Origin of the sequence: Paenibacillus sp. UNC451MF (genome assembly GCF_000686845.1) — a bacterium.
Taxonomy (GTDB): domain Bacteria; phylum Bacillota; class Bacilli; order Paenibacillales; family NBRC-103111; genus Paenibacillus_S.
On sequence record NZ_JMLS01000001.1, the window covers coordinates 570867 to 595050 of the forward strand.

23 protein-coding genes are annotated in these 24184 nt (G+C 46.6%); 20 read left to right on the plus strand and 3 right to left on the minus strand.

All coding sequences use genetic code 11. From position 1 onward, the window contains the following. Window positions 1–35 precede the first annotated feature (35 nt). The gene (locus tag BP97_RS0102490; RefSeq protein WP_028547693.1) at window positions 36–1085 is read left to right on the plus strand and encodes an anthranilate phosphoribosyltransferase; all 1050 of its coding nucleotides are present in this window, start codon (window positions 36–38) and stop codon (window positions 1083–1085) included. Between the two features lie 126 nt (window positions 1086–1211). Here BP97_RS0102490 and BP97_RS0102495 read toward each other — a convergent pair whose 3' ends face one another. Continuing rightward, window positions 1212–1715 (minus strand): NUDIX domain-containing protein, encoded by a 504-nt coding sequence (locus BP97_RS0102495; RefSeq protein ID WP_028547694.1) that lies wholly within the window; start codon window positions 1713–1715, stop codon window positions 1212–1214. A 217-nt stretch (window positions 1716–1932) separates the two neighbouring features. Between BP97_RS0102495 and BP97_RS0102500 the strand changes: the two genes are divergently transcribed. The 13 genes from BP97_RS0102500 (at window position 1933) to yajC (ending at window position 15846) form a co-directional block, all read left to right on the plus strand. Then, the gene (locus BP97_RS0102500; RefSeq protein WP_051620291.1) at window positions 1933–2406 is read left to right on the plus strand and encodes an ACT domain-containing protein; all 474 of its coding nucleotides are present in this window, start codon (window positions 1933–1935) and stop codon (window positions 2404–2406) included. A gap of 109 nt (window positions 2407–2515) precedes the next feature. Then, window positions 2516–3802 carry a homoserine dehydrogenase gene (locus tag BP97_RS0102505; protein WP_028547696.1) on the plus strand — a complete coding sequence of 429 codons (1287 nt, stop codon included), beginning with the start codon at window positions 2516–2518 and terminating at the stop codon, window positions 3800–3802. Between the two features lie 61 nt (window positions 3803–3863). Beyond that, the gene (thrB, locus tag BP97_RS0102510; RefSeq protein ID WP_028547697.1) at window positions 3864–4838 is read left to right on the plus strand and encodes a homoserine kinase; all 975 of its coding nucleotides are present in this window, start codon (window positions 3864–3866) and stop codon (window positions 4836–4838) included. Then, window positions 4835–5716, plus strand: a complete 882-nt coding sequence (gene pheA, locus BP97_RS0102515; protein WP_028547698.1) for a prephenate dehydratase — start codon at window positions 4835–4837, stop codon at window positions 5714–5716. Before thrB ends, pheA begins: the two co-directional genes overlap by 4 nt. A gap of 335 nt (window positions 5717–6051) precedes the next feature. Next, on the plus strand, window positions 6052–7854 hold the full coding sequence (locus tag BP97_RS38610) for a LysM peptidoglycan-binding domain-containing protein (protein WP_051620292.1): 1803 nt from the start codon (window positions 6052–6054) through the stop codon (window positions 7852–7854). A 128-nt stretch (window positions 7855–7982) separates the two neighbouring features. After that, window positions 7983–8657 (plus strand): BofC C-terminal domain-containing protein, encoded by a 675-nt coding sequence (locus tag BP97_RS0102530; protein ID WP_028547700.1) that lies wholly within the window; start codon window positions 7983–7985, stop codon window positions 8655–8657. 147 nt (window positions 8658–8804) lie between these two features. Further along, window positions 8805–9308: a crossover junction endodeoxyribonuclease RuvC gene (gene ruvC, locus BP97_RS0102535; RefSeq protein WP_028547701.1), complete on the plus strand. Its 504-nt coding sequence runs from the start codon at window positions 8805–8807 to the stop codon at window positions 9306–9308. Beyond that, complete coding sequence (gene ruvA / locus BP97_RS0102540; RefSeq protein WP_028547702.1) at window positions 9305–9940, plus strand: Holliday junction branch migration protein RuvA; 636 nt, start codon at window positions 9305–9307, stop codon at window positions 9938–9940. Before ruvC ends, ruvA begins: the two co-directional genes overlap by 4 nt. A gap of 91 nt (window positions 9941–10031) precedes the next feature. Further along, window positions 10032–11036, plus strand: coding sequence for a Holliday junction branch migration DNA helicase RuvB (gene ruvB, locus BP97_RS0102545; RefSeq protein ID WP_028547703.1), 1005 nt, complete (start codon window positions 10032–10034; stop codon window positions 11034–11036). Window positions 11037–11096: 60 nt separating this feature from the next. After that, window positions 11097–13253, plus strand: coding sequence for a SpoIID/LytB domain-containing protein (locus BP97_RS0102550; protein ID WP_231506189.1), 2157 nt, complete (start codon window positions 11097–11099; stop codon window positions 13251–13253). Between the two features lie 5 nt (window positions 13254–13258). Continuing rightward, entirely contained in the window at window positions 13259–14326 is a 1068-nt protein-coding gene (queA, locus tag BP97_RS0102555; protein WP_028547705.1) for a tRNA preQ1(34) S-adenosylmethionine ribosyltransferase-isomerase QueA, read from the plus strand. A gap of 31 nt (window positions 14327–14357) precedes the next feature. Continuing rightward, a complete protein-coding gene (gene tgt / locus BP97_RS0102560; RefSeq protein ID WP_028547706.1) occupies window positions 14358–15494 on the plus strand; it encodes a tRNA guanosine(34) transglycosylase Tgt in 1137 nt (378 codons plus the stop codon). 31 nt (window positions 15495–15525) lie between these two features. Next, on the plus strand, window positions 15526–15846 hold the full coding sequence (yajC, locus tag BP97_RS0102565; protein WP_028547707.1) for a preprotein translocase subunit YajC: 321 nt from the start codon (window positions 15526–15528) through the stop codon (window positions 15844–15846). Between the two features lie 102 nt (window positions 15847–15948). Here yajC and BP97_RS0102570 read toward each other — a convergent pair whose 3' ends face one another. Next, a complete protein-coding gene (locus BP97_RS0102570) occupies window positions 15949–16305 on the minus strand; it encodes a TIGR04086 family membrane protein (protein ID WP_028547708.1) in 357 nt (118 codons plus the stop codon). A 180-nt stretch (window positions 16306–16485) separates the two neighbouring features. On the opposite strand from BP97_RS0102570, the gene BP97_RS0102575 reads away from it, so the two are divergent. Both BP97_RS0102575 and BP97_RS0102580 read left to right on the plus strand, forming a co-directional pair. Beyond that, complete coding sequence (locus BP97_RS0102575) at window positions 16486–17808, plus strand: ArsB/NhaD family transporter (protein ID WP_028547709.1); 1323 nt, start codon at window positions 16486–16488, stop codon at window positions 17806–17808. Window positions 17809–17942: 134 nt separating this feature from the next. Continuing rightward, complete coding sequence (locus BP97_RS0102580; RefSeq protein WP_028547710.1) at window positions 17943–18620, plus strand: DUF421 domain-containing protein; 678 nt, start codon at window positions 17943–17945, stop codon at window positions 18618–18620. Window position 18621: 1 nt separating this feature from the next. On the opposite strand, the gene spoVB is transcribed toward BP97_RS0102580, so the two are convergent. After that, window positions 18622–20187, minus strand: coding sequence for a stage V sporulation protein B (gene spoVB / locus BP97_RS0102585; protein ID WP_028547711.1), 1566 nt, complete (start codon window positions 20185–20187; stop codon window positions 18622–18624). A 202-nt stretch (window positions 20188–20389) separates the two neighbouring features. Between spoVB and BP97_RS0102590 the strand changes: the two genes are divergently transcribed. The 4 genes from BP97_RS0102590 (at window position 20390) to BP97_RS0102600 (ending at window position 24093) form a co-directional block, all read left to right on the plus strand. Further along, window positions 20390–20824, plus strand: a complete 435-nt coding sequence (locus BP97_RS0102590) for a post-transcriptional regulator (protein ID WP_331281298.1) — start codon at window positions 20390–20392, stop codon at window positions 20822–20824. A gap of 116 nt (window positions 20825–20940) precedes the next feature. Next, window positions 20941–22167 carry a protein translocase subunit SecD gene (gene secD / locus BP97_RS39490; RefSeq protein WP_197035399.1) on the plus strand — a complete coding sequence of 409 codons (1227 nt, stop codon included), beginning with the start codon at window positions 20941–20943 and terminating at the stop codon, window positions 22165–22167. Next, on the plus strand, window positions 22157–23077 hold the full coding sequence (gene secF, locus BP97_RS39495) for a protein translocase subunit SecF (RefSeq protein WP_081823881.1): 921 nt from the start codon (window positions 22157–22159) through the stop codon (window positions 23075–23077). Before secD ends, secF begins: the two co-directional genes overlap by 11 nt. A gap of 65 nt (window positions 23078–23142) precedes the next feature. Next, window positions 23143–24093: a cation diffusion facilitator family transporter gene (locus BP97_RS0102600; RefSeq protein WP_028547713.1), complete on the plus strand. Its 951-nt coding sequence runs from the start codon at window positions 23143–23145 to the stop codon at window positions 24091–24093. Window positions 24094–24184 lie beyond the last annotated feature (91 nt).

A 24184-nucleotide genomic window follows, 5' to 3' on the forward strand; every position in this document is an offset into this window, starting at 1 on the left:
AGATGAGTTTCATCGATAAGAAATGAGGTGACATCATGAAGGAATGGATAAAAACGGTCGGAACCGGTAAAACCGGTTCCCGCCATCTCACTTATGATGAGGCGGTTGCGGCCGCGCATTCCATTGCCCGCGGGGAATCCACGGATGCTCAAACTGCGGCTTTTCTAATGGCGATGAGAATGAAGGGAGAAGCGGATGAAGAAATGATGGGATTTATCGATGTATTCCGCAAATACTCCCTTCCATTCCGCTCCTTCTCGGATTCATTGAATTGTGCTGGACCTTACGATGGAAGGCTCTACTTTCCCATTACAATTCCGGTTAGTCTTTTGTTAGCTTCCGTTGGCTACTCACAGGTGCTGCATGGAAGTGATTCGCTTCCGCCGAAGCAGGGATTATCCTTGAAGGAGCTGCTGGAAGGGCTAGGTATTCAAGTGGAGCTTGAGGCTAAGGAATGGGAGTCTATTTTTATGGCCTTAAATATCGGATTTATTTGGACGGACCTCATTTGTCCGCCTTTTGGCCGCATCAGGCATGTTCGGGAGCAGATGGGTCTAAGGACATTTTTGAATACGGTAGAAAAGGTCATTAATCCGATTCATTCGCAAAATATTATCATAGGTGTAAATCATAAAACGGCGATGACTCATTTAATTCATCTACTGCCCAAATCCGGGTTTGAGACCGCTTATATTGTTCAAGGAATCGAAGGTTCTGAAGATCTTCCGCTTTATAAAACAAGCTCTATACGCAAGGTGACACCATGGGGAGATGAGTCGAATAGCGTGGATCCTGCAACATTCGGCTTTCGTGGAGAGCCATTGGAGAAGTGCGGGAAGGATGATCAGCTTAGGCTGCTTACAAGGGTCATCCAAGGTGATGATGCCGAGGATATTCGCAATGAGAGAGAACATGTTATTTTTAATGCGGGACTGCGCCTGTATTGGTTTGACAAGGTCGGCAGCTATGAAGAGGGCTTTCAACTGGCCCGATCGCTGTTGTTACGTAAGGAGGCATTCAAAATATTGGAGAAATGGCGAGATTTGAGCAATAAAAGCTCTTTCCGCTCGAGAAAGGCCAAGTGATGAGTTTTCTATACTTTGAGTTAGTAACTAAAAAGAGGCTGTCCATCTAACAGGTGAAATCCAACTGTGATGGACAGTCTCTTTCATTAAATGCATGTTGGCGAAATAAATTGTGTATAAGCGATGCTATGTCATCATGGGATCGACGAGAGCGGTCCAGCGGACGGTAGGGGAAGAGTCATCACTGGACCCCGCCGTACCGACCCAAATGTTCTGTGAAGGACCATGGTCAAAGTAATGGGCGAGCAGTGTATGAAAAATAAACGGGATTTCACGATCGAGCACTTGCTCGCGTGGGATCCAATGAAGTATCCCCTCATTCGTTTGAACGACATTTCGGCGTGTGGTCTCAGCAGTATAAATAAATTGCTGACGCACTTCCTTTTGGTTTAAACGGATCAATATATATTGCAGCCGCATATTGAGGAGCTCCGCTTCATTAAATCCGGTTTCCTCGTAGATCTCCCGTACGCAGGTAGTTAACGGATCATTAATTTCTTCGGGTTCCATGTGACCGCCGACCGCAGCCCACATGCCTGGATTCAAGGTGCGTGTAGGTGAACGCTTCATCATTAACAGGTCATTGCCGTTAAACAGCATAGCTGTAGCCATCATTCGTGTTCGAATCAAAGAAAGCACCCCTTTTCTTTAAAATCATGCAACGAGAAGAATAACAGACAAGCTCATTTCACACCTTAACATGAATTGGTATGGCTTCATAGCGTACAGATGTGGAAACTTTATGAATGTCGGATGTTTCACGAAATAGCCTATTGCCGGATTCAGTCATTTTCGTTATAATGTCCACTAAGGAGAAACAATCGTCTTTTTAGAGAGGACTGTGGTTGTGCAGGATAAACATGACACGGAGACCAAATCTAGCGGTAACGAACGTTACTATTTAGTCAGGGAAGATATTTTACCCGAAGCGCTCGTGAAAACGGTACATGCCAAGGAGCTGCTTGCCCGAGGCGAAGTGAAGACGATTCATGAAGCGGTGGAACAGGTTGAGCTGAGCCGCAGCGCATTTTATAAGTATAAGGATGGCATTTTTCCTCTTAGCAAGTTGGAGCGGGAGCGTATTGTTACCATCTCGATGGATTTGGAGCATCGCTCAGGCATTTTATCCAAAGTTCTTGCTATGATTGCTGGACTTGAAGGAAATGTCCTAACCATTCATCAAACGATTCCTCTACAGGGGGTAGCCAATGTCGTCATTTCCGTTGAAACATCGGTGATGGGGGAGACGGTCGCAGTTCTCTTGGAACGGCTCCGAGAGCAAGAAGGAGTCAGCAGAGCTACCCTGGTGGGCCAAGGATAGTCAATAAGTAAAATAAAGTATAATTCGGCCTGCCGTTCTGTGAATCTTCCAGATAAGCGCTGAATTAGCGGCTGCAAGATACAACAAGGTATTGAGGAGGAATTACGATATGAAACCGATAAAGGTTGGGTTATTAGGGCTTGGAACAGTAGGGACAGGTGTCGTGCGCATTGTAGAGGGACATCAGCAGGATTTGTTAAGCCAAACCGGGGCATCGATCGAAATTGCTAAAATTCTTGTTCAAGATAAAAGCAAAGCCCGTAATATTGCGGTAAGTCCAGATGCGTTGACGGAAAATCCATGGGACGTTATCGATAATCCGGAAATTGATATTGTAGTGGAAGTTATGGGTGGTATTGATCTAGCGAAGAAATATATGCTGCAGGCTCTGGACAATGGCAAGCATATCGTTACTGCTAACAAGGACTTGATGGCGCTGCACGGTCCGGAAATTTTGGCTAAAGCATCCGAGAAGGGCTGCGATGTATTCTACGAGGCCAGCGTGGCCGGCGGTATTCCGATTATTCGTACATTGATTGAGGGCTTCTCATCGGATCGGATTACGAAAATTATGGGGATCGTGAACGGAACGACGAATTATATCTTAACGAAGATGAGCCAGGAAGGCGCTGCATATAACGATGTTTTGAAAGAAGCACAGCAGCTTGGCTACGCAGAAGCGGATCCTACTTCGGATGTTGAAGGGTTCGATGCGGCACGTAAAATGACGATCCTTGGAACATTGGGCTTCCACGCTAATGTGGCTTTGAGTGATGTACAAGTACGCGGAATCAGTCAGGTGTCAAAAGAAGACATTACCTATGGCAAACGTCTCGGATATGAAGTGAAACTGCTCGGAATCGCTGAGCGTCAGGACGATTATATCAGTATCAGTGTTCAGCCAACAATGGTGAAGCAATCACATCCACTGGCGTCCGTAAATGGAGTGTTCAATGCTGTGTATGTGTACGGTGAAGCTGTCGGTGAAACGATGTTTTACGGTCCGGGTGCCGGCGAAATGCCTACGGCAACATCCGTTGTAGCGGATTTGGTAGCTGTAGTGCGCAATTTGAAGTTGGGTATTAACGGCCAACGAGGATTTGCTCCGTATAAAGAGAAAAAGCTGAAGACGGATGAGCAAATCGCATCGAAAAACTTCATCCTGCTTCACGTAGAGGATAAAGCGGGTGTTCTGGCACAAATTACTCAGGTATTCGCTGAGCATGAAGTGAGCCTGGAATCGGTTCTTCAGCATCCGAATGCACAGAACCCGAACGCGGAAATCATCATCATTACTCACGATGCAAATCAAGCGGCTATGAAAAAAGTGCTGCATCAGTTTGAATCGATGAAAGTCGTTCATTCTATTAAGAGCGTCTATCGTGTAGAAGGATAATCAACAAGCCACTGTTCATATAGCAATGATCAAAAAGTTCGAAGGGTAAGGGACCAATTTCATGGACACAAGTCATAACAAAGTACGCGTCAAGGTGCCTGCAAGTACAGCTAACCTTGGACCTGGCTTCGATACGCTGGGAATGGCACTTGACCTCTATGCATGGATAGAAATGGGCATTGCAGAGGAAACAAAGATTCATTTGATCGGAGATCAAATGAGTGGAATTCCTACCGATAAATCCAATCTTATATATGAAGTGGCGCAAATGGTTTTTGCCAAGGCGGGCGTCGAGCATCCTGAGCTAGAAATCTCTATGTACAGCGATATTCCGCTGACGCGTGGGCTTGGGAGCAGCGCATCGGCGATAGTGGGCGGATTGGCGGCTGCCAATGCACTTATTGGCAGTCCTCTGTCAGAAGATACGCTCTTTCAAATGGCGACTGCGCTTGAGCATCACCCTGATAATGTAGGGGCTGCGCTGTTCGGTGGTCTGGTCGTCGCTTTCTGGGACGGAGAGCGCGCGGAATATATCCGCATCGAGTCTGACGAGAGGCTGGAAGTGCTGGTAGCGATTCCTCACTTCCAGCTATCGACTGAGAAAGCGCGGCATGTCCTGCCGCGTGAGCAGAGCTTGACGAATGCCGTGTTCAACGTCGGGCATTCGTCCTTGCTAGTAGCCGCCTTCTGTACCGGGCGGCTCGATATGATTGCACGCGCCATGAAGGACGCGCTGCATCAGCCTTACCGGGCAGCCCTTGTTCCAGGGCTGGCCAAGATTTTGGCCGAGGCGACCGACCACGGCGCCCTCGGTGTGGCATTGAGCGGCGCGGGGCCGACTATGCTGGCGCTAGTGGATCGGGACAGCACTCGCAAAGCGGAGCTCGAGCAATTCTTGCTCGGAACGCTAAAAGACGAGCAGATCGAGGCAACGCTGATGTGGTTGAAACCAGACCGGGGCGGCGTTCAATTGTTGACACACTTTGATGAAAATTGTACATTATTCGAAAACATCAAAGGAGATGTCCGTGTATGAAGCGTGTCGCACTCTTAGGTCCGGGTACGTTCACCGAAGAATCCGCTCATCATTATTTGGGTAAAGATGAATTCAATTATATTAATTGCAAGTTGATAGACGATGTTTTCAGATCTACCGTCAACGGACAATCGGATTATAGTGTCATTCCGATCGAAAATACTTTTGAAGGCTCTGTAAGCCTGCATCTGGACTGGCTTGTCCATGAAGTAGATCTGCCGATTCAAGCGGAATATGTGTACCCGATATCGATTAACCTGCTGTGCACTGAAGAGTTCGGCGAATCACTTGCAGCGGGCTGCAGTCAGTTGAAGAAAGTCGTTTCCCATGGGGTTACATTATCTCAGTGTCGCCAATTTCTGAAGACCTATCTGCCTCATGTGGAGCTTGAGCAAGTGGGAAGCAATGGAGAAGCCGCAAGGCTTGTCAAGGAGCTGGGCCGATCCGATGTGGCTGCCTTGGCGCCATCTGGAGCTGGCTCCCTGTATGGCTTGCATACTTGGGCGCAGGGGGTTCAGGATCATCAGAATAATTTTACAAGATTCGTTCTTGTAGGGCCTGAGCCTGTACGTTTTCCGGATCAAGCGATTGCTATGACCAAAACAACGATTACGGTTACGCTGCCGGACGATTATCCGGGAGGCCTGCATCAGCTGCTATCCGCTTTTGCTTGGCGTAGAATCAACTTATCCAAAATCGAGTCGAGGCCGACGAAGAAGAAGCTTGGCACTTATTACTTTTATATTGATATCGAAGCGTCTATGGAGTCGGTGCTTCTACCAGCAGCTCTTCAAGAAATTGAAGCGATTGGTTGTCAGGTACGTGTGTTGGGCTGCTATCCTACATACACTTACCAACACGCTCTCCAAGAGAGTTGAACAAACGATCAGGGAGAATAAACTATATCTTTTTACCATACAATGAACAGGAAAACCCCACCGTTTCCATCAAGAAACGAAAGGATTTTTCCTGTTTTTTTCGTCTCCTCTTGTTTTTTTTCCATTGTTCATGGTCAAATGCCTATCAACCTGCATAAACTGTATTGTCATTTTGTTTTGGCACGCGTAATGTTTAGGCTTTTACCCCTTGAAAAGGCTGTAGAGCATCTAAGGCAGTTAACGTGCTATGCGAAAGCGAGAAACGAGCCATTCATGATTATTTTAATCTGCATAATGGGAGGTTTCTCAAAGAAAATGCTAAGGAGGTTTATGCAGTGAAAATCCATATGGTAAAGAAAGGCGAATCCCTCTACCTCATCGCTCAAAAGTATCATGTTGATCTGGATAAGTTAATTGAAATGAACCCGCAAATTACCGACCCCAATGTCATTGATGTTGGGATGAAGGTAAAAATCCCGAACGGTCCCACACCTGTAGAGCCTGGAACGGATTATCTTTACAAGCACACAGTAGTTCAAGGGGATACGTTGTGGAAGCTTTCCAAGGCTTGGAACATCCCGTTGAACCAAATGATTGAAGCCAATCCGCAGCTCAAAAATCCAAATGTTCTAATGACAGGGGATATCGTGTACATTCCTAAGGTGAAGAATCAAAATCAGCAAATGGATCACCATACACATCATCACCATAAGAAAAATACGGCGCCAATCCAGCCTGTGCCGGCTCCAGTCGCACCACTTCAGGTGGCACCTGCACCAACAATGCCGCAGCCAAACGTAGAAATGCCAATTATGCCAATTATGCCGATCATGCCAGTCATGCCGAATGTGAATCAGCAAGTCGCACCGGAACTGCCGATTATGCCGGTCATGCCTAATGCCAATCAACAGCCATTCGTACCCGAAATGCAAGTCTCGCCTAGTGTAGTCCAACCGAACGTGAATCAACCTAGCTTTCAACCTAATGTCGTTCAGCCGAATGTAAATCAGCAGCCATTCGTCCCTGAAATGCCGATTATGCCGAGCGCTACTCAACAACCCAATACCTCCTTCATGCCTAATGTTCCCCATCCGTACTCGGTAATGCCCTCTTATGAGGAACCAAATGAAAATAACGCCATCTCTCCTTATTCCGATAATTCGTCTGTGATGGGTGCTGAAGCATCGCCCAATATGCCGTTCCAACAGCCATCTTCGAACTTGTTCGAGCAGTTTCAAGTACCTGCAACTGAAGTCATGTCCCACGATCAGATGAATGCGAATATGTGGCCGCAGCAAGGGCAACCGAATATGTGGCCGCAGCAAGGGCAACCGGATATGTGGCCTCAGCAAGGGCAACCGGATATGTGGTCACAGCAAGGGCAACCGGACATGTGGTCACAGCAAGGGCAACCGGACATGTGGTCACAGCAAGGGCAGCCGGATATGTGGTCACAGCAAGGGCAACCGAATATGTGGCCTCAGCAGGAACAACCGTTTCCTGCAATGCAGCAAATGCCTGCAGCCGATCAAATGCCTTTTCAATCGTTTGGAGCTCCTATGCCTAATTATCAAATGTTCGGATTTATGCCTCAAGCGGGCGGGGGCTGCGGTTGCGGGGGAGAGCAAGTATCTCCGGCCCACGTATCCCCGGGTTTTGATAAAGGCAAACCGTATCCAAACGTTCCGCAAATGGAAAGTCCTTCTATGATTCAACCCTATGCGCAGCCTTTTCCAAATACATCGTTTCCTGGAATGACCTATCCAACTTCGGTCAGTCCTGTAAGTGAAGCCCCATGTTATCCTGGCGGATTTTACCCTCAAGTGGCTGGAGCATTCACTGGACCAATGCACCCAATGTATGGTCATCACATGTCCCCGTTTTCTCACTATGGCGGAGGATATGATGACTGCGGTTGCTATGATACTTCACGTGGGAGAGAGCAAGAGGAACTCAGGGAAACAGACGAAACAGTGAGTATTTCAACAAATAATCAAAAATCCGATGTGAAAACCACTAACAAAAAAAAGCGCAGTTCTACCCAAGCGGCTATTAGCCGACTTCAACAAAGACCACGCCGAAGCAGCGCGAGTTCTTTAAAATCAAGATCAAACAAAAGTCCATGGATTAATGTCTAAAGGGTAAGAAAAAGCCGGGAGCGGTCGCTTCCGGTTCTTTTCTGTCCCATTCTCTCCTACCATCCGTATAATCGCCCCGAACACTGGGAAAAATGGTAAAACATACTTGATGTTAGAAGGGGATTCGGATGATTCTTCTGAGCTTGCTAAACAAAATTAAAAAAAAGCTGCGTTGGAAGCGTAGATGGTTGACTTTGGCGGCAGTTGTACTGATAGCCGGAATGTCCTCGCTTACTTTAATTCTGCTAAAAGGGAGTTCAAGCACCGATGGTTTGGAGTGGTCATCGGGCGACCAGCCGGTTTTTGGAACACAGATTCGTCCAACGCAACAACCGGAGGATGATGTACAGGCCATGGTGAAGCATATAGTAGGTCAGCGTGGAGCTTACGCTAAAAAAGCATACGTTTGCGGAGAAGAGCTGCAAATGCTTGGAAGAATGACTGCAGCGCAAATACTGCAATACCATAAAGAGCATCCGGCTCTGACTGTTTCGATAGGAGAAGGTGGGGACGTCTATTTTACAGAACAGATCGATGATTTGTCGCCCCAATGTAAAAATAATGCCTACTTCGGTCTGGATGCGAAAGGAAACCTTTCTTTATTCGAAGGTGTACCGGGGAGCAATCAGGTTCTGCGCACCTTCTTCCAATTAAATATCGAATTTTTGGAAAGCAGTCTGCCAAGAGAGACAGTGAAGCAATTGTATCGTGGAATCCCGGTTAATAATCTGGATGAATACAATAGCGTGTTGTCAACGTTTGCGGATTTTGCAGTAGAGGAGCCAGAGAGAGCTCTGCATTGACAAGCAAAGAGGAAAGGCGATTTCGTTGAAACACCAACGAGATCGTCTTTCTTTTTGTGTCCTTTAGGGCGTATTCATGCTCGGTAATATCTGCTATAATGGCATGTGAACACATATGTTCGGTTTTGAGAATGGAGAGTGCAGCCTTTGCGCATTATGGGGATTGATCCGGGGATTGCGATAGTAGGCTTCGGGTTTATTGATAAACAAGGTTCCCGGCTAGTGCCGGTGCAATACGGGTGTGTAACGACGGAAGCCCATACGGATGGAGCTTTAAGGCTGAAGATGGTATACGATGCTACCGTTCAGCTGATAGAAAAATATAAGCCGGATGCGGTGGCGATAGAGAAGCTGTTTTTTAACCGGAACGTAACCACGGCATTTACTGTAGGTCAGGCTAGAGGCGTCATGATGCTAGCCGCAGTACAGCAGGGAATTCCTATAGGAGAATATACGCCCTTGCAGGTGAAGCAGGCAGTTGTAGGATACGGCAAAGCGGAGAAGAAGCAGGTACAGGAAATGGTTCGCATGTTTTTGAACTTGTCTGCGGTACCGAAGCCCGACGATGTGGCCGATGCGCTGGCAGTGGCGATTTGTCATGCCCATTCCTCGACCCTCCAACAAAAAATAAATGAGGTAAATAAACGATGATCGATTTTTTAAAGGGGAACATTGTACATAGAGAATCCGATTTTGTAGTAATGGACGTACGAGGTGTAGGGTATCGTGTATTTTGTGCCAATCCTTTCTCGGTTCAGCTAAACACGGGTGAGGAAATAACGATGTACATTCATTACCATGTTCGTGAAGATGCTCATCTGCTGTTCGGCTTCATGTCACGTGAGGAACAATCGTTGTTCCGATTGCTGCTTGATGTCAACGGGATCGGGCCAAAGGTAGCTATCGGCGTGATGGCTGGTGGTCGTCCGGAGATTATTGCGGCGGCCATTCAGCAGGAAAATATCAGCTTCCTGACAAAGCTGCCAGGTATCGGACGCAAGACGGCACAGCGGATGATATTGGACTTGAAGGACAAGCTGGGGGCTATGCACTCAGACGGAGACTCGTTATCGGTATTTACTGGCGGAGCAGAGGCGTTTGCCGCACCACAGGGTAGCGGCGCTTGGAGTGAAGCCAAAGCGGCACTGCTCGCATTGGGCTACACGGAAGCTGAGGCCGACCGTGCCGGTCAAGCGATTAAGTCGAAGCTGCAGGGCGGAGAAACGGTTGATGCGGTTATGAAGCTGGCGCTTCAATCTCTGTATCAGCAATCGATGAGATAATGCTTACGAAGTTAGTTTCGCCTTGCGAAACTCTAGTGAATGCTTACGAAGTTAGTTTCGCTTTGCGAAACTCTAAGGAGGACCACCATTAATGGAAGACAGGATCATTTCCGCCAACCTGATGATGGAAGACACAGGAATGGAATTAAGCCTGCGTCCAAGATATTTGGCTGAATATATCGGGCAGGCTCAAGCGAAAGAAAATTTAAAAATTTATATAGAAGCAGCCAAAATGCGTAAGGAAGCGCTGGATCACGTCCTTTTATACGGCCCTCCAGGGCTAGGTAAAACAACACTGTCCAATATTATCGCAAATGAACTGGGAGTCAATGTACGTACCACTTCTGGACCTGCGATTGAACGTCCTGGTGATTTGGCTGCCATACTGACTAATCTGCAGGAAGGCGACGTTCTGTTCATCGATGAGATTCATCGACTTCATCGGACGGTCGAAGAAGTATTATATCCCGCGATGGAGGATTTTGCGTTGGATATTATTATTGGTAAAGGTCCCAGCGCCCGTTCTGTTAGGCTTGATCTACCGGCCTTTACGCTGGTTGGAGCTACAACCCGTGTTGGATTGTTATCCGCTCCGCTGCGCGACCGCTTTGGCGTCGTCAGCCGCCTGGAGTATTATACTGTAGATGAGCTTGCCTACATTGTCAGCCGGACCGCGGACATTTTGCAGGTGCAAATTGTCGGGGAGGCATCGGAGGAAATAGGCAAACGTTCACGTGGGACTCCACGAATTGCAAACCGTCTGTTGAAACGGGTGCGCGATTATGCTCAAGTAAAGGGTGATGGCATCATCACGCTGGATATTGCTCAACGCGCACTGCTCGGGATTCAGATCGACCATTTAGGACTCGATGAAATCGATCATAAAATGCTGCGGGCCATTATACTGAGCTTCCAAGGCGGGCCTGTCGGCCTGGATACGATTGCAGCCACGATCGGGGAAGAGAGCCAGACGATTGAAGATGTTTACGAGCCGTATTTGCTTCAAATCGGATTTTTGCAACGCACACCGCGTGGGCGGATGGCTACTCATATGGCATACAGTCATTTGGGACTGCCTGTGCCGGACAACCACTAGCAGTTATGCAGGTGGAAGGAAAGAGTGCACTCATCAACGTCAGAGAGGGGAACGCTGAACATGAGGAAGCTTAGGCCTTCACTTGGTTCTATGAAAAGAATTCTTTTAACTATGTGTATCATTACCGCAGGTGCCGGCATCTCTTCAGGAATGAATGGACTTGTGCCGAGTGTATATGCGGATTCGGATAAGTTGGATATGGTAAGGGTTGCTCTATTTATTGATACCGGAAAATATAGCGTCAACACTTCTTTGGTTACACTTTCCTCGGTCAAAGGGATGGATATAGCGATCCGAGGAGCTGCAGGTACATCCAAACCAGCTTTCTCGATAGCTGCCAATAGTTCGGCAGCAGCCTCCTTGGATGGCTTTCGTGCTCTGCTCTGGGAAGGCGCTGATGCCAGCCTAGCAAAAACAATCATGGACAAGCTGACAGCGGCTAATCAGGATGCTGTGCTGGTAACGAGAACGAAGCGAGGGGCTGTGGTCTATCAAATCGAGCTGGGACCGTACGCGACAAAGGATGCGGCACAAGCTGCATCAACAAAAACTTCGGGATTGTCAGCAGTCAGCGGTTTAATCAAGGGCTATACGTCTACTGTTGCCGGCCCTATGCACTGGAACGCGGGAAGCTATGCTACCGAAGCGGAGGCAGTAAGTCAAGCCACCGTTATTAATGCAGCAGGGTTTGATGCAGATGTTGCCTTCATGGATAATGCGGCAGGGGCACCTGCTTATGCTGTTTTGGTTGGAGCGGAAACCACAGCTGCAGAGCTTAATGCAGCTAAGCAGCAGATTAACGGTGCATTGCCTGCACTAGCATTGCAGCCTCTTGATCCGGCTGTAACTTACATATTGAAGCGATCTCAAATGGATTCAGCTTCCGAAAGTCCTGCACTTGTCTCTAACTTCATGTTAGGGGGCGGAACGGGGGCTAATTCTACCGCCAAGCTTATGGTCTCCCCCAAATCCTCCGACACCGTAACAGTGCGTGAACGCTCCGAACGCGCGTATAGAGGAATCCTCGAGGTATCCAGATTCAACTCCAAGCTTGCCGTTATCAACGAGCTGCCTATGGACCAGTACCTGGCTTCTGTTATCAGCTCGGAGTTAAACAAGGATTGGCCGGTAGAAGCGCTGAAGGCGCAAGCTGTTGCGGCTCGAACCTATGTGTTGAAGCAGGGAGTTAAATATCAGATAGCCCATGTATCTGACTCTACCGTGGATCAGGCGTACCAAGGGGCGGGAGCGGAGTTCGCATCCGCTTTGACAGCCATCCAGGCAACTCAAGGCGAAGTGCTTAAAGATAAAAGCGGCTTGATTTCTCCATTGTTTTACTCGAATGCCGGCGGAATGACTGCAGAATCAACTGAAGTGTGGGGGAATAAGGTCGCCTATTTGCAGAGCGTTCCAAGTCCGGATGATGGAGCGGAGAAAGGGAAGGCTGTTTGGTATCGTATAGTATTACCCAATGGAAAAACAGGCTATATTCACTCGTCCTACGCTCGTGATACAGGGGAAAAGAATGCTGCAGGCCTGCCATATTACGTATCTACAGGAACAGGAGTCAGTGTTCGTCCTGCTCCGTTCGTTGACAATGCGTCGAATCCTGCCAGCTTTAAGGTGGATATCGGAGACCGTTTCGTTGTGTTTGATCAGGCGATTGAATCCAATGCATTTTCTTGGATAAGAGGTCCCTATGATGCCGATAAGCTGAAGGAAAAGGTAAATACAGTGTTAGGCCAGCCTATAAGCGGTACGCTGGATAAGCTTGAAATATCCAAAAGAGGAGAGTCAGGAAGAGTCATCGAGATGAAAGCAAATGGTCAGGTGCTGAAGCCTGCCTATCCTGATGCGCTTCGAACTTTACTTAATAGTTTGCCAAGCACCCGGTTTGATATTGAAGAAACAGGAAGGTATACTATACTGGGAGCGAACAATGCGGTTCGCAGCCAATCCGCCGCTTCTCCGAGCATTTATGTGGCAACAGGTGGAGCAGCGACGCAAGCAGCGACAGCTTCGCAGATTTTCGTGCTGAATGGAGATAACAAAGCAAAGCTTGCAGACAAGCAGTCCCAATATATTTTTAGAGGTACAGGGTATGGTCACGGATTAGGCATGTCCCAATGGGGTGCCAGAGGCTATGCTGAGCTTGGCTATGATTACAAAAAAATATTGCAGACCTACTACGTAGGAGTCTCGATAACCAAGGAATGACGAAAATGCAGGTAGAATGGTTTGATTATGATTTGCCGGAGTCGCTTATTGCACAGACTCCATTGAAAGATCGAACATCGTCAAGATTGTTGACGTTGGATAAAACAACCGGAGCCATACAGCATCAAACATTTGAAGCTTTAATCGATTATTTGGAAGCCGGGGATGTACTCGTGTTGAATGACACGCGGGTTTTACCAGCCCGGCTTTTTGGTGTCAAGGCGGATACCGGAGCCAAAGCGGAAGTATTGCTGCTGAAGCAGTTGGAAGGGGATCGCTGGGAAGCTCTGGTTAAACCAGGTAAGCGTTTGAAGAAAGGCGCTGTTATTCTGTTTGGCGAGGACGTCTCACATGCTTCAGAAGGCAGCAAACCGGCTCTCCTTACTGCTACCATTGAAGAAGAAAGCGATATGGGCGGCCGTGTTCTTCGATTTAGCTATGAAGGTATTTTCCCTGAGCTATTAGACCGGCTTGGCCAAATGCCATTGCCTCCTTATATTAAGGAGCAGCTGCCTGAACGCGAGCGATACCAGACGGTATATGCGAAGCATGAGGGCTCTGCGGCTGCACCGACGGCAGGGCTTCACTTTACCCGTGAATACTTGAATAGACTGGAACAAAAAGGTATACAATTAGCGTATATTACGCTGCATGTAGGACTGGGAACGTTCAGGCCGGTATCGGTCGACGATGTGGAGTCACATCGGATGCATGAGGAGTATTATGAGGTGAACCGCGAAGCGGCAGATAAAATCAATACGGCTAAAGCTTCAGGAAGGCGGGTTATTGCGATTGGTACGACCTCATCCAGAACTCTAGAAACGGCAGCAAAAGTAAGCTCGGTGCCTGGAAGGCTTCAAGCCTGCAGCGGCTGGACGGATATTTTCATCTATCCGGGATTTAAGTTCCAGATCGTTGACGCGCTTGTGACGAACTTCCATTTGCCCAAATCGACTCTTCTCATGCTAATCAGCGCTTTGGCCGATCGGGAGAAGATCATGGAAGCATACCGCCAAGCCGTTGAACGGGAATATCGGTTTTTCAGCTTTGGCGATGCAATGTTTATATATTAATCAGCAGGAATAAAGAAAGAAGTGATTGTCATTGGCAGCAGTATGGTATGAACATATTAAAACATGCAAGCAATCCGGTGCTCGATTAGGCCGGGTACATACTCCTCATGGAGTAATCGAAACGCCGGCATTTATGCCGGTCGGTACGCAAGCAACCGTGAAAACCATGAGTCCGGAAGAATTGAAGCAAATGGATGCTCACATTATTTTAAGTAACACGTATCATTTGTTTTTACGTCCTGGACATGAAATTGTAAAGAAAGCTGGCGGTCTTCATAAGTTTATGAACTGGGATCGTCCAATTTTGACGGATAGCGGTGGCTTTCAAGTATTCAGCTTAAGCGAAATGAGAAAAATTACCGAAGAGGGCGTCGCATTCAGATCGCATTTGAACGGGGACAAGCTGTTCATTTCTCCGGAGAAATCAATCGAAATTCAGAATGCTCTGGGTTCTGATATTATGATGGCTTTTGATGAGTGCCCTCCATATCCTGCTGAGCACAGCTATGCTAAGCAATCTCTGGAACGTACGACCCGATGGGCGGAACGCTGTCTGCAGGCTCATGCTCGTCCTGACGATCAAGCGCTGTTCGCTATTGTCCAAGGAGGCATGTACGAGGATCTGCGTAAACAAAGTGCGGCTGAGTTGACTTCCATGGATTTCCCGGGGTATGCTATTGGTGGATTAAGTGTCGGTGAGCCTAAGCACCTGATGTATGAAGTATTGGATTACACAGTGCCTATTTTGCCGGCTAACAAACCCCGTTATTTAATGGGAGTGGGGTCACCGGATGCTCTGGTCGAGGGATCGATCCGAGGCGTCGACATGTTTGATTGCGTCCTTCCGACGCGTATCGCAAGGAATGGTACCGTAATGACCAGCGAAGGTCGTCTAGTCGTTCGCAATGCCAAATTCGCCGAAGATTTCGGGCCGCTCGACCCGGAATGCTCCTGCTATACGTGCAGGAACTATTCGCGTGCGTATATCCGGCATTTGCTCAAGGCAGATGAAACATTCGGTATTCGGCTTACAACGTACCATAACCTGCATTTTCTACTCGAATTGATGCGTCAAGTAAGACAAGCGATTCAAGACGATAGGCTGCTTGATTTCCGGGATCATTTTTTCGAAAAATACGGAATGAGTGAAAACGGAAAAGGATTTTAAACGTATAGTATAGGGAAAGGGGGGAAAGCAAATGTTGTTAGCAGCAGCTGATACAGCAGCGCAAGGCGGGCTTCAAGGGTATTTGTATACATACGGTCCATTGGTATTAATGTTTGTAGTCTTGTATTTCTTATTGATTCGTCCCCAGCAAAAACGTCAAAAGACGCGTAACATGATGCTGGGCAATTTGAAAAAAGGCGATAAGGTTGTTACCATCGGCGGGCTTCATGGAACGATTCTGGAGCTTGGAGATGATACAGTCGTTATCCGTGTCAACGATGTAACGAAGCTTACATTCGAACGTTCTGCAGTGAATGCGGTATCGAGCAGTCCTGGCGAAGACAAGAAGTAAGCGCATCAAATGAATAAATGCGAGCCTCCTGTGAAGGAAGGACTCGCATTTTTTTTAAAATACACATTGTTGAAAGGCTTCGTTAGAGGGTTCGATTGGCTTCTATTTCAAGTTGACACCGAGCATACCGCCTAACGCTCCTGATCCGAAAGTTAAACCGAGCAGATACATCGTCTGCTCCGATAACCCGGTGTCGTAAGCCAAGAACCCGATGATAGCTACAATGAGGCAATAAAAGATGCCGAGCAGGCCACCATGGTACCAGCCTCTGGTTCCGCCGCGTTTGCCGGATACGATGCCCCCTATGAACATGGAAACGCCGTGTATGGACATCGTGTAGCCAAATAAGGACGCTTCCTGTAAATTTGTTGCTAGCATAAGCAAAGATATCATAAGTGTACCCAAAAGCATGAAAATCATGGAGTAGATCAACCCGGATAATAAAGGTGATTGCTTCATCGCCGACTCCCCCCAATCAAACCATTTATCATCATTGTATGGGCACGTACATAAAAATAGTACAGGTTGTTCTAGACGCGTAAAGGTGAAGTTATGTAAAATTTGGGAACCATTACGCCTTTATATGTCACTAAATAGAGCAGCGAGTACGAACGAATATATGAAAGGTGGGGATATCTTTTGGAAACGATTCAATCGACTTCATTGTGGCAAATGGTTGCAGCTGCACTTATTTTCTTTATCGCTTACGGGCTCGTTCAAACCGGGATCGTTCATCGTGCGTATGCCGCTTGGGGTGGCGGAATACTTGCACTTATTTTGGGGCTTGTCGATTTAACAACAGCTTACAGGACTCATATCGCTTGGGAAACGATTGTTTTATTGCTCGGCTTGATGCTAATGTCGGGAGTCACAGGCAAGACGGGATTGTTTCAATACCTGGCTATCAAATCGGTGCAAAAGGCGGAAGGTCATCTTACCCAGATTTTTCTTCTATTAGCGGCTATTGCGGCGCTGGGATCTGCCATTCTTGATCCTGTAACAACTATTATTTTAATAATACCAGTTACAATTCGCATCTCTAAGGTCATAGGGGTGAGTCCGGTTCCTTTTATTGTAACCGAGATGCTATGCGGTAATATTGGGGGAAGTGCAACCCTGATAGGTTCACTGCCTAATATGTTGATAGGCTCGTCCAAGCAGACGGGTGTTACTTTTAATGGTTTTTTGCTGCATGTAGCTCCATTGTCTATTCTTCTTTTTATCGTTACACTCCTAGTTCTTCATAGAGTGTTTGCAAAAGAGTGGAAGCAGGCTGGAGCCCTATCAGAAGAGTGGAAGTCTCTGGATGCTTCAGAGTATTTAAAGGATCGGTCCCTTTTGATAAAAGCACTGATTGTATGGGGCTTGACTCTGCTTGGATTCCTTTTCCATCTTCAACTTCACATATCAGTTGCTTTCATTGCATTGGCAGGTGCTGTTATCCTTCTTCTGCTCACAATTAGAAAGAAAAAAGAGCTGGAGGATGCCCTTCATTCTGTAGAATGGGGCACGCTAGCCTTTCTCATCGGCTTGTTCCTGATTGTTGGCGGATTAGTGAATACAGGAACAATTGAGGCCATTGCGGTAAAAGGGATGGAGCTTACTTCGGGTAGCGGAATGTTCATCTCGATTTTGGCCCTTTGGGTAGCGGGATTAGTATCGGCAGGAGTTGATCAAGCTCCGTTAGTAGCTGCGATGATTCCTTTAATCAAGAGTATTGGCGCCCATATGGACTTAGCTTATGGATGGCAGCTTAATCCCATTTGGTGGTCGCTAGCTATCGGGGCCAGCATTGGTGGAGGAGCAACGTTGATCGGGTCGCACGCTAATCTGATCGCAGCGGGGCTGGCGATGAAGGAAGGCCATGAAATTAAATTCATGAAATACTTGAAGATTGCGCTGCCTTTGACACTGTTATTGCTGTTTATTTCTACGGGGTATGTCATTTGGATTTATTTTTAGTTCATAATTGGAAGCACATTTGCCAACAATTCTTAGCTGTCAAAATGGTATGACACGATTAGCTAAAGGTCAAAATACCCATGGAAACATCCTGTCTTTGCTACGCCAAGAATGTAGGAGGATAGAGGGAAACCATGGATATGTTGGCTCTTTTTTTTCGTACCGTACTTGTGTACTTTATCGTGTTTCTGACTTTAAGGATTATGGGGAAAAGGGAGATCGGGAAGCTGTCGCTTTTCGATTTAGTCATTTCCATTATGATTGCGGAAATTGCTGTTTTTGTCTTAGAGGATATGGGGAAACCGCTGGTCGAAGGTATTGTCCCGATGGTTACTCTGGTCGTGATTCAAATGTTCATTGCTTATGTCTCGTTGAAAAATGAAAAGCTGCGCCGAATTTTTGAGGGGAGACCGGCTTTGGTGATTCAAAATGGAAAGCTGAATCGCGAGGTGATGAAGCGGCATCGTTACAACCTGGATGATTTGCTGCTGCAGCTTCGACAAAACAAAATCGTGGATGTGGCGGATGTGGAATTTGCGATATTAGAGCCTTCTGGCAAGCTGACCGTTGTAGAAAAAGATGCTGCGAACAGTCAGCCTGCCGCCAAACAACAGGTTAAAATTAGATATGAGGGACTACCGTTGCCGCTCATCATGGACGGGAAGGTACAGGATGATAGTCTGGAAAAGCTCGGGAAGACACGGTTTTGGTTAAAAAGCGAGCTACAATCCAAAGGGATACAGGATTTTAAAGACATATTCTTTTGTACGATTGATCACCGCGGGAAATGGTTTATTGACAAGAAAAGGTAAGCTATTTGACAAACTTACGTCCCAACCACAAGATTCTCAATAGATCATTCCTGTTAATGAGCTTCAGGAATACCGAACAAATGAGGTAAACCAGAATGCCGAGAATAGAGGAAACGATGAAACGGATAAGCTCATTGTCCAGCCAGTTCGTGTACATAATGACATGACTGGCCCAGCCCGATAAAGCCATCGCAGCACCGACCTTGGCAAAGTCGGCCATCTCCATTCGAAAATTCAACAGCTTGACCACACTACGCCAATGAAGAAGGGTGACGAGCATGATATTCAGGTTAATCGCCATGAGTGCTCCTAAGATGCCGAATTCAGGCTTGCTTGCCAGCAAATAGATCAATGTCAGCTTGATGATTGAGCCCACTAACGTGTTGATTAGAGCGCTGCCGGGTTTTTCCAAGGCTTGCAGAGTTGCTTGAAGTGGGGCTTGAAAATAAATGAACAAGGCAACGGGGGCCATCATTTTTAGCATAGAGGCTACCTGGCTTTGTCCATACAAGTAGAGACAAAGAGGTTCAGCCAACACAAACATGATCATGGCAAATGGTGCTCCCGTCACAAGCGCTAGCTTTAAGGACTGATGAAGACGGGAATGGATTGTTTTCATATCATTTTGTGCCGCGGCTTCGGAAAGGGAAGGAACAAGGGAAACGGATAAGGAATACGTCAGGGCACTTGGAAGCATAAGTATTGGCATGACCATCCCTTGGAGCGCACCATACTGTGCAGTCGCTAGTTTGGTGGCAATACCTGCTATAGCCAGGCTGCGGACAATGATAATGGACTCAAAAAAATAAGAAAAAGAACCGACCAGCTTACTACCCGTTATCGGAACGGCCAGCTTTAACAGCATCTTCAAGTTAGCCCAGCGACCGGTCATGGTATTTGATCCGATTCTCACTTGAGGAATGGATCGGGCTGACCTTCGGTTAATCCGATATTGGTAGTACAGTACAAGAAGTGCTGCAATCTCTCCAACAAGAACGCCTGCCATAGCGCCTGCTGCAGCAAATTCGATCCCATAGGGAAGCATGGCGTAAGCAAAGGCTAGAACAGTGAATATCCTTACTAACGTCTCTACGACCTGGGAGAGCGCCGTAGGAATCATATTTTGCCTGCCTTGGAAATAGCCGCGATAAACCGATCCGATGCCAACAATCAATATAATCGGTGTCATGGTCAGGAAAGTGTAATAAACTCTAGAATCGGTTAATAAATGGGTAGAAATCCATTTAGCGGCAAGGAAGCTTACAATGGAGAATATAATGCTTATGGTGAAGGTAAATAGCATGGATATGCGAAATATTTTCCGTATCCGGCTTTCATTTCCTTCGGCTTCCGCTTCTGCAACCAGTTTGGCGATTGCGATGGGAATGCCACCGGTAATTAATGTTAAAATAACGATAAGGAACGGGTAGCCCATCTGGTATAATCCAATGCCTTCGGCGCCGATAACTCGTGGTAGTGTAATTCTAGGGATGAAGCCAAGGATGCGGTTAATGATACCTGCGGCAAGCAAAATGAGCGTGCCTTTTATAAACGATTGTTTGGTCACGTGAACGCCTTCTTCCTCCCTTAAGTTTTCATTGAGAAGCAAAACTTCGCATTATGCACCATTAGGTCTACTTAATGAATATGCTGAACCTGTCCTACTGCATGACATTTTTTGTGCAACTTCTTGGACAAGAAGGAAGGAAATGACCCGGGAGCAGCGAATAAGTGTAACAGCGACGCTGTAGTGCAGGAGGTTGATGGTCGTGGATCAAGAGGAACGGAATACACAGCAACAGTTGGAAGCATCAGCCAACGATTCGGAGGGAGCAATAGGAACCGAACTGCAGGACGAAATGCCTGAGCCGGGAGAGCCGCCAGTAGGGCCGGAACCCGAGGATGAGGAAGACACTCTGGATTGTAAGGCTGAGCTAGAGCCTGAACCGGAATGGGAAGCTTTATCGGACGTGGAATTGAATGAAGTAATTGAGAGCATCTGCAACAGTAAAGCAGAAGAGTTCAGAATGATTGGGTATGAGCATGTTACCGGGATGGAAATATGGGAGTGTGTCAGCGACAAGTATAAAAAGACAGGCACACCTCCGCTGCATAAAGTGGTCAACGATATTTTATCGCTAAAAGTGACGCAGTTTATGAACTGGATGACAATGAGCATTTATAAAACCAACCCTTTCAAATAGCGGAAGGGTTGTTTGTTTTTTAACCTGATCCCAAATGCCAGTAATCGTCAAATTGACTCGTTTTTCGCAGGTGGGTATAATAGGAATATTGAGTATGGAAGGAGATCGTTATAGAGATGAAACGGATCGTCGCTTTTTTGCTAGTAGTAGTCCTTTCGTTTGGCTTGTTTGCCTGGCTGACTCCGGGACTAGTGAAGAACATTAAGCTCGGCTTGGACTTAAAGGGTGGTTTTGAAATACTGTATGTAGCAGAACCAATAGAGGCTGGCAAGCCGGTCACTATGGAGTCATTGAAGCAAACGGCAAACAGTTTGGCGAAGAGGGCTGATAGCTTAGGTATAGCTGAGCCTGAAGTGACGACGGAGGGTAAAGACCGTATCCGCGTGCGTCTTGCCGATGTGAAGAATGAGGAAGAGGTACGCCAAATTATTAAAAAGCCCGCTGATCTGACATTCCGCGGACCTGATGGCACGAAAGAAATGCTTGGTAGTGATTTTGTGGAAGGTGCTGCTAAAGTAGGCTTCGACCAGTCGAATCGACCTATGATCAGCATTAAAGTTAAGGAACCGGATAAATTCAAGGCGGTTACTGAAAAATTGCTTAACCAACCGCTAGCGATTTACTTAGATGAAAACCAACTGTCCGCACCTATTGTAAGTGCCATTATTACAGATGGTAATGCGACAATCTCCGGTAATTACACATTTGAACAAGCGACCGAGTTAGCTAACACAATCAACTTGGGTGCACTTCCATTAAAGCTGACCGAGAAATATACTCAGGTTGTAGGAGCATCTCTAGGTCAATTGTCTTTGCACCAAACGGTGGAGGCTGGCTTAATCGGTGCGATCTTGATACTTGTTTTCATGCTCGTATTTTATCGCTTGCCGGGTATTATTGCGGCCATTACATTAATCACGTATACGTTCCTGCTGTTAGGGGCCTTCTACTTGATGAAAGCGACCTTAACCCTTCCGGGTATTGCGGCATTTGTGCTGGGTATCGGGATGGCGGTCGATGCGAATATCATTACGTATGAACGGATTAAAGAAGAGATTCGCAGCGGCAAAAGCTTGCTCTCCTCTCTGAAATCCGGATCCAAGCATTCGTTCCGTACGATCATGGACGCTAATATTACGAACTTGATCTCAGCGATCGTGCTGTACTATGTTGGTAATGGTGCCATACGGGGCTTTGCCTTAACTACGATTATGAGTATTATCATCAGTATTCTGACTAACGTATTCTTGTCTCGCTGGTACATTCACCTAGTCATCAAGAGCAAGCTCTTCAATAAACCTGCTTATTACGGTGTAAAGGAGTCGGAAATTCGTGGACTATAAAAATCACTTTGACTTCATGAAAAACCGCAATAAGTTTTTTATGACTTCTATTGCGATACTGTTGATTGGTTTAATCGTGTTAGTTACTATGAATTTGAACTACGGCGTTGACTTTAAAGCAGGGACTTCACTTGACATTAACATGGGCCAATCCGTCACTAAGGAGAAGGTCGATCAAGCCTTTGAAAGCTCCGGCTTTAAGCCAGCTATAACGACCCTTAGCGGTAGCAACAATGACCATGTTTCTGCCCGTTTTGATACGATTCTTACAGAAGATGAGATTAAAAAAGTAAATTCCACGATGGTTGCTACTTTTGGGGACAAGGTCTCCCAAGAGGTAAATACCGTATCGCCGGATATTGCCAGAGAATTAGGCTATAAAGCGATGATTGCGGTTGGTATTGCGAGCTTAGCCATTTGTATCTATGTTAGCATTCGTTTCGAATGGCGGTTTGCAGTAGCCGCCATTATCGCAATCCTTCACGATGCTTTTATCGTTATTGCAGCATTTGCAATTTTCCGTCTAGAGGTTAACCTGCCGTTCTTGGCTGCCATCTTGACGACCATTGGTTACTCCATTAATGATAAAATCGTTATTTTTGACCGGGTGAGAGAAAATCTTCGCTTTTCCAGAATTAAAACAAGCGAAGATTTGTCTAACATGCTGAATGCAAGTATTTGGCAGACGATGTCACGGAATATTAACACGGTTATCACGGTATTGGTTGCGGCTCTTTGTTTGTTTATCTTCGGTAGTGAATCAATCAAACTGTTTGCTTTGGCAAAAATCGTTGGATTGGCCTCCGGTGCATACTCTTCGATTTGTATAGCTACACCGTTGTGGTATTTGTTGAAGAACAAGTCACTTGGTTCTAGTTCTAAAACGCGGGCTACCGCAGTAAAAGAATAATAGCTGGCCGCGCGAAATGAATGTTTCCGCGGCCTTTCTATACAATTCACTTGAGGAGTGGCTCCATGTCTAATGAGCGGTTACAAAAAGCGCATTATGGCGAATGGCCCAGCTTTGTCAGTCATATAGCATTGGTTGTAATTAAGGGCGTGTTCGGGTATATCTCGGGAAGTATGGCGCTAATCGCAGATGCAGTGCATACAGCAGCTGAGGCCGCAGGTTCCATTGCTTTATCCAAGGAAACGGGTTCAGGGGATATTTCCGCCGACAAGGAACACGTGAATAAACAAGGTAAAACTGAAGTAGGCACCGCTATTATCGCTTCAGTCATGCTGCTATTGGTAGGGCTGGAACTTGCCTTATCATCAGTTAAAACCTTATATTATGGTGTTGATTCTTCACCAGAGCCAATCGCTTTAATTGCTATTGCTGCCTCCTTAGTCCTTAAGGAAGCTTTCCTTCAATACAAGCACCGATTTGGCAAGCTGCGTTCATTTCAAATGCCGGTGTCTCATGTTTGGGGACTACGGTCCGATGTATTCTCATCATTGGTAGCCTTTGCTGGAGCAGGTGGAGCGATGCTTGGTCATTACCTGGGAAATAAATACTTATATTATTTGGATCCTATTGCAGGTTTGTTGATCGCTGTCATGGTTTTCAGGATGGGATATCGTGTCGTGATACAAATCACGAATAATACGGCTGAACGAGTGCTTCATGAAGAATATGCAGAAGAACTGGTGGGAGCTGTCCAGTCTGTGCAAGGTGTTATTGCTGTTGACGACTTACGAGCCAAAGAGCACGGACATTATGTTATTGTAGATGTTAAAATATGCGTGAATCCGAGGATCTCTGTATTTGAAGGACATGATATCGCCAAAAAGGTGAAGTATACGTTGATGAAACGTTTTATACATATTTCCGAGGTCTACATTCATGTGAATCCGTATGATCCAGGATACCCGTATAAAAATATCGATGCAGATCAAGATCAATTTCCTAGTGTTGTTCATTAATAATAATTTTTCGCTGAGCTTTCCTCCTTTGGTGAGCTCAGCAACGCTTACGAAGAAAGCTTTCTTACAGAAAGCTCTAAGGAGGGACAGC

Coding starts and splice junctions, on each gene's coding strand:
- BP97_RS0102490 (WP_028547693.1), top strand. CDS start 36: ATGAAGGAATGGATAAAAACGGTCGGAACCGGTAAAACCGGTTCCCGC.
- BP97_RS0102505 (WP_028547696.1), top strand. CDS start 2,516: ATGAAACCGATAAAGGTTGGGTTATTAGGGCTTGGAACAGTAGGGACA.
- thrB (WP_028547697.1), top strand. CDS start 3,864: ATGGACACAAGTCATAACAAAGTACGCGTCAAGGTGCCTGCAAGTACA.
- pheA (WP_028547698.1), top strand. CDS start 4,835: ATGAAGCGTGTCGCACTCTTAGGTCCGGGTACGTTCACCGAAGAATCC.
- BP97_RS0102530 (WP_028547700.1), top strand. CDS start 7,983: ATGATTCTTCTGAGCTTGCTAAACAAAATTAAAAAAAAGCTGCGTTGG.
- ruvA (WP_028547702.1), top strand. CDS start 9,305: ATGATCGATTTTTTAAAGGGGAACATTGTACATAGAGAATCCGATTTT.
- ruvB (WP_028547703.1), top strand. CDS start 10,032: ATGGAAGACAGGATCATTTCCGCCAACCTGATGATGGAAGACACAGGA.
- BP97_RS0102550 (WP_231506189.1), top strand. CDS start 11,097: ATGAGGAAGCTTAGGCCTTCACTTGGTTCTATGAAAAGAATTCTTTTA.
- queA (WP_028547705.1), top strand. CDS start 13,259: ATGCAGGTAGAATGGTTTGATTATGATTTGCCGGAGTCGCTTATTGCA.
- yajC (WP_028547707.1), top strand. CDS start 15,526: ATGTTGTTAGCAGCAGCTGATACAGCAGCGCAAGGCGGGCTTCAAGGG.
- BP97_RS0102570 (WP_028547708.1), bottom strand. CDS start 16,305: ATGAAGCAATCACCTTTATTATCCGGGTTGATCTACTCCATGATTTTC.
- BP97_RS0102580 (WP_028547710.1), top strand. CDS start 17,943: ATGGATATGTTGGCTCTTTTTTTTCGTACCGTACTTGTGTACTTTATC.
- secD (WP_197035399.1), top strand. CDS start 20,941: ATGAAACGGATCGTCGCTTTTTTGCTAGTAGTAGTCCTTTCGTTTGGC.
- BP97_RS0102600 (WP_028547713.1), top strand. CDS start 23,143: ATGTCTAATGAGCGGTTACAAAAAGCGCATTATGGCGAATGGCCCAGC.